The sequence below is a fragment of the Nocardia noduli genome (assembly GCF_019038455.1).
In the GTDB taxonomy this organism is placed as follows: domain Bacteria; phylum Actinomycetota; class Actinomycetes; order Mycobacteriales; family Mycobacteriaceae; genus Nocardia; species Nocardia noduli.
Genome location: NZ_JAFMPL010000050.1, coordinates 41,484 through 50,804, shown reverse-complemented (window position 1 = coordinate 50,804; position 9,321 = coordinate 41,484). Strand labels below are relative to the sequence as shown.

Genomic DNA, 9,321 nt, shown 5'->3' with positions numbered 1-9,321 from the left:
GGGTTTCTCCGCGGGCTTTTCGGCGGGCTTTTCGGCGAGCTCGGCGGCGGGCGGCGGAACGGCCTTGACCGGCTTGGTCTCGGCGACCGCAGCCACGGCGGGCTTCGGGGCCGGTGGCGGCGTCGTCGACGGCCGTTTGGGCGGTTCCGGGACCTCGGGCTTGGTCGTGGCGAACGGACGTCCCTCGAGGATCTTGGGGACCGCGCCGTTGATCTCGCGTGCCGGTGCCTTCTCGGACGCGGCGGGGGCGCGGCGCTTCTCGGGCTGCGGTGCGGGCTTCTCGGCCGCCGGTGCCGCGGCGGGCCGGGCCGGTTCGGCGGGCGCGGGCTCGACGACGATCGCCTCGGTCGGCGCGTCGTCCTCGTCGTCGGCGAACTGTTCGGCGGACTGTTCCTGGTCCACCTCGTCGTATTCGTCCATCTCGGCCGTTTCGACCGCGGGCTCGCGATCGGGTTCCGCTTCGGCCTCGATCACGACGGGACGCGGAATGCCCAGTTCCATGGCCATCGGACGGTAGGTGGCCAGATCGGGGAGTCTGTTGCGGATGACCTCGGCCGGATCGGGCAGATCGCGGACCTGATCGGTGGCGCGCGCGATGGCGAGCCCGTAGCGCGCGCTGGCGGCGTCGTGGATCAGCAGGGCGACACCGATCATCACCGGCGCGACCGCGTGCACACCCGCGTCGAACCAACGCTCACCACGGATGTACGGATAGGTGTTGAGGCCGACGGTCAGCGCCAGCAGTGCGACTTCGGCCGCGACGACCTGGCCGCGGTTGTCGACGACACCCCATTCGGAGACCTTGTTCGTGCCGATCATGATGATGATCAAGCAGACGCTGATCATCGCCTCGATCAGGTAGCTGAACCAGTACAGCGGATCACTCGGGCCACCGGGTGCGATGTTGTGCTGCACGTTGACGGCCGACCAGAGCATGCCTGCGCCGACCACGCCCGCCAGCGCGCGCAGTGACCATGCCCGATGCCGGTACAGCGACGCGAGTTTGGCGTGCGGACTCGATTCCCGTCGTTGTGCGGCTATCGCCTTGCGGGCGACCAGTAGATCTCTGATGTCGGCCTTCTCGATTTCCTCGGTGGTCTGTCGGGCGCGGTCGGCGGCCCCGGCGGCGGCTTGCGCCTGTTTCCAGCGCTGCGCACGATCCTGGCCGCGAATCTTCTCGGCGAGATCACGTTCGGCGTGCAGTTCGTCTTCGGAGAGCGCCTGGGTCAGCGCCGGGTCGAACTGGTATGCCAGTCGGCCTCTGGCTTTCTCGACCCGCCTCGCCAGCTGACCGACTTCGTCCTCGATGGGATGCTCTATCGTCACCTCGACTCCCGCCGGGGGAGATTCGAGGCTTGGCAAGTGATCACACGTGGGAACGGCACATGCCCATTAATAGTCGATACACCGGCGCCAGCGAAACTGTGGATTAGCCGTGATCTCGAGAGAACTCGGCGTGCCGCGAGCGACACGCCCCGAATGAATTCGATTCGCGGTCATTTCGTGTTCACGCCGACCGGACCACGACGGCTCGCTGGACGCACGTTCCCGCCAGCTCAGCGCCCCCGGGCGTGGTAGTCCGCGGGAGCGGCGACGGTGTGCGGCACCGGCCTTCACCGTGAATTGCGGTCCGAATTCGATTCCGAATCCCGGTCGCCCCCATTCGATCTTGAAACCGACCGGTAACAATGTTCGGGCCGATCGACAGCGCGTCAGCGGATGACGGCCAAGCGTGCGAGTTGGGTGTGCAGTGCCGTGTCGGTGACGGGGGTGAGACTCAGATCGGCGGTCGTGGTCAGCAGATACCGGCCGTCGTCGGTGAAGTCGAGCCAGGTGCGGTGCCGGGTCGGCGGGGACATCGGCTCCTCCGGCGCGACCGTCACGGTGATGAAGCCGCGCGCGTCGATCGGACGGTGCAACGTCTTGCGGAAGAGGGCGGCGCGTTCGGCGTCGTCGGATTGTCCCCAGTTGTTGGGATCGTCGTAGAGCACGGCCGCGCGCGGTTCGCGCATGGGGGCGAGCCGACCGGCGGGGGCCGCGCCCATCGCGGCGACCAGGTGTTGCGGCACCCGGCGAGCGTGACAGGCGATGACCGTGACGTCGCACGGGCCTGCGACCAGGACCGTGCCCCAGTTCAGGTGGGTGGCGCCGAAGGCGAGGATCGGTTCCTCGGCCCGGCCCTCGGGGGTGTAGCGATCGCCGGAGACGGTCAGGGTGGTGACATCGTTGCGCGCGCACAATGTGAGCGCGCCGGTCAGATCGGGATCGCTGTTGCGTCGGAAACGCTCGGCGAGTTTGAGCTTCTCCCAGTCGTTCTCACTGCGGACGGTGCCTCGGTGCGCCATATCGATCGGGTAGGGCCGACGGTCGAGCCCCGTTTCTACCGACCAGACATAGGTGAACTCGTCCGGGGTGAAAACCCACCTCACCGCGCGATCTCTCCACGAACGGGCGTATCGAAAGCGGGAACGGCATCACCGGATGCCACCAGGGTCGAGTTGTACAGGAAGGTCAGCGTGTCCTGCGCGTCGGCCAACGCGCTCGCCGCGGCGATATCGTGGGCCATCTTGCGCGGTCCGCCGTCGATGGCCTCGCGGACCGGGTCCGGGTCGGGCGCGTAGGGCGCGGCGGGCGCGGGGATCGCGTCCCGGACCGTCTGGGCCGCAGAGGAATTCAGCTCCATCAGTCGGTGCACGGCGACGCACACCTCCTGCGCGGCCGCCCCGGCGCGGACGAACGCCTCGGTGGATTCCCGCGCGGCCGTCGCGGCCTGACCGCTCCAGTCCGCGAATTCCTGTCGCACCGCGGCGGCGAACGCCTCGAACAGGTACTCGAGGGTGTTCGCTCCGGTCTGCCAGCTCTCGGCGGTCCGCCCGAGCGCCGCCGGATCCAATGCCTCGCGCACCAACTGCCAGATCTCCGCGTGGGTGTAGGCGTCGAACGCTTCGCGGTCCGGCACGTACGGCGGGTCCGTGCCCTCACGCCAGCCCGGCGGCGTCATAGCTCGTCCAGTTCGTCGGCCGCGATCCGCAGCGCGGCCCGATTGGCCGCGTCGGCCTCGTCGAACAGATTCGCCGCAGCGAGATATCCCGCCTTCAAACGCAATGCCGCCTCCTGCAATCCGGCGAGAACCTCGCGATACCTCGCGCCCTTGTCCTCGAATCCCCGTGCCAGCGATTTTCCCGAAGGCAGCTCCGAAAATCCCGAAACCTCGGTCAATTCGACCCCGGCGGCCCTGGCCTGCCGCAATCCTTCGATCAACGCGTCGCATGCCGCTTCGAGTCGTCGCGCCGAACCTTCCGGCATTCCGAACTCACCCGCCGCCGCCGCGTCGTACACCCCGGCTCCCGCACCGCGCGCCTCGTCCGGTCGCACTGGGTTCGGCCCCCTCGATCTCGGTCGACACCAAAGTCCTTGAAGCACGGCAGTTTATCAGTGCCGGGATCGTCCCGGAGCGGGATGTGCCGCGGGTATGTGCGCGAACCGACGGACGGGCGGATCGATTGTGGCCGGACACGACCGCGTCCGGCCTCGCGTCAGCCCGCGACCTGCTCGGCGATGTCGTGCACCACCGCGTCACCCGCGCCGCGCGCCGCCTGCTCGGCCGCGGCCGCCAACATGGGCAGGCGGGCGTCACCGAGGGACATGGCCATCGTGCCGAGGCGGTTGGTGACGAAGCCGACCGACAGTCCGACGCCGGGGATGGCGATACCGCCCGACCCGCCGATCCCGAAATGCCCGAAGGCGCGCCGGGTGAGCCGCGGGCCGACGATCGCGCGGTGATACCCGCGCGCGAATTGCGGCGCCGCGCCGAGGACGTAGTCGTACTGGCTGTTGGCGGGCATGCGGGCGATGAGTCGCGTCGTCTCCGGCCGCAGTAGGCGACGGTGCCCGACGAGGCCGTCGTTGGCGAGGGCGCCGTACATCTTGCCCAGCGCGCGGGCGGTGAAAGTGCCGTTCCAGCCGGGCATCATGGCGTCGTAGGGGCGCGTGCCCAGGCTCATGTCCGCCCAGCCGTTGTAGACCGCGCCCCGCGCCGATCGCACCGGTCCCAGTGCCGCGAACGGGGCGATCAGCACGTCGAACGGCACTCCGGCGATACCGAGGCGCGGGCCCAGACGGGCGATCCGATGACGCTGATCGTGGGGCACGCCGAACCAGAAGTCGTCGTCACCGAGCGGTTCGGCGAGTTCGGTTCGCACCACGTCGAGGAAATCGCGCCCGGTTGCCCGCTGGGCGATCTCGGCGACCAGGGTGCCGAAGGTCAATCCGTGATAGCCCGACGCGCGCAGTCGCATCGGGTCGGGCGCGGAGGCAGCCATGGCCGCGGCGACCCGGTCGTGGTCGAGCAGATCGTCCGGGTCGCCGAGCAGTCCGCGGGTGCGTTGCAATCCGGCCCGGTGATTCAGCACCTCGTGCACGGTGATGTCGCCCTTGCCGTTCGCGGCGAATTCGGGCCAGTACGTGGCGACGGGCGCGTCGAGTTCCAGCACGCCGCGTTCGATCAGGCGATTGGCGATGGTCGCCGCGACGCCCTTACCCGTCGAATACGACAGCGCCATGGTGTCGGAGCGCCACGGACGATCGGTGTCGGCCCAGCCGGACCATATGTCCAGAACCGGTTCGCCGTGCAGGTAGACCGCGAGCGCGCCGCCGCCCTGGGACCTGCGGCGGAACATCGAGAAGAATTTGGTGGCGACCGTGGTGAACCGGTCATCGATCAGCATATGGGCCGGTCGGCGGATATCGCCGCCGAACACAGGGCCGTCGGTGCTCGCAGCCGACATGGCAGACTCCTTTGTCTGTTCCAACGCGGGCAGAGCCATCGAGCTAACAGTTGCAAGCGGCCCTGCTAACGCCACTGTAACCTTCGCCACCGTGCGTCGGCAATCTGCTGTCCGGATGTCGGAATCCGGGAAATACGGCGGCGACCACCGGTTATCCGCCAGCACTCCGCTCGACTCAGCGGTCGCGTCCCGGCGAACGCCCGTTGCGGCCATTCGCCGGGACGACCCGTGCTCCCGTCCTACAGGCGGGGGTCGACCGGCTCGGATTCCATCGCGAGAACCGCGAACACGGCTTCGTGCACCCGCCACAGTGGTTCGCCCGCGACGAAGCGGTCAAGGGCTTCCAGGCCGAGGGCGTACTCGCGCAGCGCCATCGAGCGTTTGCGTCCGAGGCCGCGGTGGCGCAGGCGCTCGAGGTTGGGCTCGCGCGGATATTCCGGGCCGTAGATGATGCGCAGGTACTCCCGGCCTCGGCATTTCACGCCGGGCTGGACCAGTCGGCCCGGGTGCGCGCCCTCCGCTTCCCGCCCCGGCGCGCCGTCGACCATGGAGTCGAACGGTTTCACCACCATTCCCTCGCCACCGGCGTCGGTGAGGGTGGTCCACCAGTCGACGGCCGCCGCCTCGCTGTCCGGCGAGGACAGGTCGACGAACACGCGGCCCGTTCCGGCGAACAGTTCCGGGTCGGCCTCGACCAGGCGATCGATCCGCGTGAGATGCCACCGGTGATCGCGGCGCGCGTACACCTCACCGCCGCCCGCCGGACCACCGCCCGCCAGGATCTGGAACGGCGCGAGTCGCAACCCGGCCAGACCGTCCACCGGCCAGCAGTAGCGGCCGTAGGCGGTGGTGAACGCGTGCGCGTCGGCGGCGCGCTCGTCGGTCCGCGCCGCCAGATCCGCGACGTCCATGCCGCGCTCGTTCGCGGCCGCGAGTACCCGCGCGGTCTCGTCGAGTGACCCGCGCGCGGCGGCTCCCACCGCCGCGTACTGACCGCGCAGCAATCCCACGGCTTTGGCCGACCACGGCATGAGTTCGGCGTCCAAAAGCAGCCATTCCGAGTTCGTCTCCTCGAACAGACCCGCCTTCTCCGCCGCGTCGCGGACGCGACTCAGGATCGTCTCGGTGAGCGCGGCGTCATCGAAGAACGGTCGACCCGTCCGCGTGTAGAGCGCGCCGGTGCTGCCGTCCTCGATGCCGAATCGGTCACGGGCCGCACCGGCCGACCGCGTCACGACGACGACGGCGCGCGAGCCCATGTGCTTCTCCTCGCACACCACCTGCCGGACGTCCTGGGTGCGGAAATACGAGAACGCTTCCGTCGGATGTTCGAGGAAACCGTCCAGCGTCGACGTCGCACACGGGGCCATGGTCGGCGGTAGGTAGATCAGCCAGCGCGGATCGATGGCGAAGCGGCTCATGATCTCGAGCGCCGCGCCCGCGTTCTCCTCCCGGACGCCGACCCGGCCGTGGTGGCGGGTTTCGACCACGCGCCTGCCGAGCACGTCCTCGAGATCGAGTACGCCGGGATCGCGGTGGACGACGCCGTCGGGTGTCGCGATCGTCGTGGCCGCCAAGGGCCGCACCGGTTCGTACCAGACCTGTTCGGCGGGCACCGACACCGATTCCCGTTCCGGGTACCGCAGCGCCGAGAGCGTTCCGCCGAACACGACACCGGTGTCGAGACACAGCGTGTTGTTCACCCACCGCAATTCGGTGACCGGGGTATGGCCGTACAAGACCGTGGCACGGCCGCGGTATTCCTCCGCCCACGGGTAACGCACCGGAAGGCCGTATTCGTCGGTCTCACCGGTGGACTCCCCGTACATCGCGAAGGCGCGGACGCGGCCCGACGCGCGGCCGTGATACTCCTGCTTCAACCCGGCGTGCGCGACCACGAGTCTGCCGCCGTCGAGTACGTAGTGGCTGATCAGGCCACGACAGAATTCGCGCGCGGCCTTGCGGAAATCGTCGTCCTCGGACTCCAGTTGCGCGAGGGATTCGGCGAGACCGTGCGCCAACCGTACCTTCTTGCCGTCCAGCGCCCTGACCAGCTTGTTCTCGTGATTACCCGTGACGCACAACGCCGTTCCCGACGCCACCATGCCCATCGCCAACCGCAGCACGCCCGGGGTGTCGGGGCCGCGGTCGACCAGGTCGCCGACGAAGACCACGGTGCGTCCGTCCGGGTGCGCGGCATCGACCGCCCTGCCCTCGGAGTCGCGTGCGATGTCGTACCCGAGTTCGCCGAGCAGGGTCTGCAATTCGGCCAGGCAGCCGTGCACGTCACCGATGACGTCGAACGGCCCGGTGAGATCCCGTTTGTCGTTCCACGACTTCTCGTCGACGATCGTCGCGTCGGCGATGGCGTCGACTCCGCGCAGCACGTGGACCTTCCGGAATCCCTCGCGCTCCAGCCCGCGCAGGCCGCGGCGCAGTTCGCGCTGCTGACGCGCCACCACGTGCGGGCTCAGATGCGACCGCTCGGCGCGCCCGGCATTGCGGTCCACGCACACCGCGTCCGGCACGTCCAGGACGATCGCCACCGGCAGCACATCGTGCGCACGCGCCAGCGCGACGAGTTCCTGGCGCGCCTTCGGCTGCACATTGGTGGCGTCGACCACCGTGCGCAGTCCGCGCCGCAGCCGGACGCCGACGATGTGATGCAGAAGCGCGAAGGCCTCGGGAGTCGCGCTCTGATCGTTCTCGTCGTCGCTCACGATGCCTCGACAGGTATCGGAGGAGACGATGGCCGTGGTACGGAAGTGCTTGTGCGCGAACGTCGATTTACCGGAACCGGTCGAGCCGACGAGGACGACCAGGGACAGTTCCGGGACGGACAGTTCGGTCATCGGTGACCTCCTTCGGCGTTGTCGGTGTCGGCGCGGCTCGCCGCGGTGAAAACCGCCATCTGCGTGGCGGATCCGAATTCCGGATCGGGAACCCCGATGGCGACGAAGCGCACGGTGTAGCCCGTGCGGGCCGCGACAGTCACCGCCCACTCCTCGAATTCGGCACGGGTCCACTCGAATCGGTGATCGTGATGGCGGAACTCGCCGGCGGCCAGACCGTCGAATCTGACGTTGATCTCCGCGTTCGGCGTCGTGACCAGGATCGTCGCCGGTGCCGCTGTCACGAAGACCGCGTGCTCGAGCGCGCCGAGCCGGGGCGGATCGACGTGTTCGATCACCTCCATGAGCACCGCCGCGTCGTATCCGCGCAGCCTGGCGTCGGTGTAGGTGAGCGACCCCTGGATCAGTGTCAGCCGCCGCGAGACGGCTGCGGGAAGCCGGTCCAGCCGCAGTCGGCGAGCGGCGATATTCAACGCGCGTGTCGACACGTCCACGCCGACGATCTCGGTGAATGTCCTGTCCGCGAGCAGTTCTCGCAGCAGCGAGCCCTCGCCGCAGCCGAGATCGAGCACCCGGGTGGCGCCGGCGGCGCGCAACGCCTCCAGAACCGCGGTCCTGCGGGCGACGGCCAGTGAGGGGGCGGGTACCTCCGGCGTCCGGTTGTCGGTGCCCGCCCCGGTATCTCCGGCGGCGCCGGTCGGGTCGACGCCGCTGCCCACATCGTCGGTCTCGGATCGCGCCTCTGGGCCTGCCCGGCCGACGGTGCCGAGCCCATCGACGTGGTCGACCGTCTCGACCTCGTCCACGGCGTCCACACTTTCCGGCTCCACCTCATCGATTTCGGCGAGCCGGGCCAATGCGGTCCTGACCAGGGAGTGGCGGCGGGCCAGGTAGCGGCGGGTGATCCAGGTGCGTTCGGGATGGTCGCCGAGCCAGCTCGCGCCCGCGCGGATCAGTTTGTCGACCTCGTCGGCGGCCACCCAGTAGTGTTTCGCGCCGTCGAGCACCGGCAGCAGAACGTAGAGGTGCGACAGCGCGTCGGCGAGGCGCATCGTGCCCGTGAGTTCCAGTCGCAGGTAATGCGAGTCGCCCCAGTCGGGGAAGGCCGGGTCGAGGGGGAGCGGGGTCGCGTGGACGGTCCAGCCCAGCGGTGTGAACACCCGATGGGCGATCTCCGCGCCGCCCTTGCACGGCACGGACGGCAGTTCCAGCCGCAACGGCAGCGCGGTGCGCGCCAGTTCCTCGCGATGTTCGCAACGGCCGCGCAGCGCCGTGCGGAAGACCTGGCCGACCGCGACCGAAAGCAGTGACGACGCCGCGTACGGGCGGTCGTTCACATACTGGCCGAGACTGAAATCCGGTGTGTTGCGCTCACGCCCGCGCACCAACCTGATCGGGTCGACCTCGAGGACGAGCGCCGCGGTGCACCGGGACGCGGTCGCCTCCGGATAGAGCACGTGCGCGGTGCCGTAGGACTGCTCGAACGCCTGCACCCGGTCGGGGTTCTTGTGCAGCAGGAACCCCAGATCGGTCGCGGGCCACGCCGCGTCCTCCGGTCGGGTACAGGTGATCGTCAAGAGCATCCTGCGATGTTCGCCGTTACGCGACCTCTGCGGCAAGCCGATTTCAACAGGTGGGCTCGCGAGGATCGAGTTCTCGCACGAGGCGACCGGATAGCGCGG

Annotated in this window: 7 protein-coding genes; all 7 read right to left on the bottom strand. The window is 69.1% G+C overall.

Going from position 1 to position 9,321, the window contains the following annotated elements; translation table 11 throughout:
- Positions 1 to 1,326, bottom strand: a 1,326-nt coding sequence (locus JZ792_RS42175; protein ID WP_308165424.1) for a hypothetical protein, incomplete at its 3' end; no start/stop codon positions are given.
- Between the two features lie 386 nt (positions 1,327 to 1,712).
- The gene (locus JZ792_RS24090; RefSeq protein WP_216913627.1) at positions 1,713 to 2,429 is read right to left on the bottom strand and encodes an ESX secretion-associated protein EspG; all 717 of its coding nucleotides are present in this window, start codon (positions 2,427 to 2,429) and stop codon (positions 1,713 to 1,715) included.
- The gene (locus JZ792_RS24085) at positions 2,426 to 3,001 is read right to left on the bottom strand and encodes a WXG100 family type VII secretion target (protein WP_109523862.1); all 576 of its coding nucleotides are present in this window, start codon (positions 2,999 to 3,001) and stop codon (positions 2,426 to 2,428) included. Before JZ792_RS24085 ends, JZ792_RS24090 begins: the two co-directional genes overlap by 4 nt.
- Positions 2,998 to 3,375, bottom strand: coding sequence for a hypothetical protein (locus JZ792_RS24080; protein WP_216913625.1), 378 nt, complete (start codon positions 3,373 to 3,375; stop codon positions 2,998 to 3,000). Before JZ792_RS24080 ends, JZ792_RS24085 begins: the two co-directional genes overlap by 4 nt.
- 161 nt (positions 3,376 to 3,536) lie before the next feature.
- On the bottom strand, positions 3,537 to 4,787 hold the full coding sequence (locus JZ792_RS24075) for a serine hydrolase domain-containing protein (protein ID WP_216913623.1): 1,251 nt from the start codon (positions 4,785 to 4,787) through the stop codon (positions 3,537 to 3,539).
- Between the two features lie 239 nt (positions 4,788 to 5,026).
- Complete coding sequence (locus tag JZ792_RS24070) at positions 5,027 to 7,639, bottom strand: polynucleotide kinase-phosphatase (protein ID WP_216913621.1); 2,613 nt, start codon at positions 7,637 to 7,639, stop codon at positions 5,027 to 5,029.
- Positions 7,636 to 9,222, bottom strand: a complete 1,587-nt coding sequence (locus tag JZ792_RS24065; protein WP_216913619.1) for a 3' terminal RNA ribose 2'-O-methyltransferase Hen1 — start codon at positions 9,220 to 9,222, stop codon at positions 7,636 to 7,638. The genes JZ792_RS24070 and JZ792_RS24065 overlap by 4 nt, the downstream gene beginning before the upstream one ends.
- Positions 9,223 to 9,321 lie beyond the last annotated feature (99 nt).

What these genes read in the sequence shown, in the direction of transcription:
- JZ792_RS24065 (WP_216913619.1), bottom strand. Translation starts at nt 9,222, where the DNA reads ATGCTCTTGACGATCACCTGTACCCGACCGGAGGACGCGGCGTGGCCC.
- JZ792_RS24085 (WP_109523862.1), bottom strand. Translation starts at nt 3,001, where the DNA reads ATGACGCCGCCGGGCTGGCGTGAGGGCACGGACCCGCCGTACGTGCCG.
- JZ792_RS24075 (WP_216913623.1), bottom strand. Translation starts at nt 4,787, where the DNA reads ATGTCGGCTGCGAGCACCGACGGCCCTGTGTTCGGCGGCGATATCCGC.
- JZ792_RS24070 (WP_216913621.1), bottom strand. Translation starts at nt 7,639, where the DNA reads ATGACCGAACTGTCCGTCCCGGAACTGTCCCTGGTCGTCCTCGTCGGC.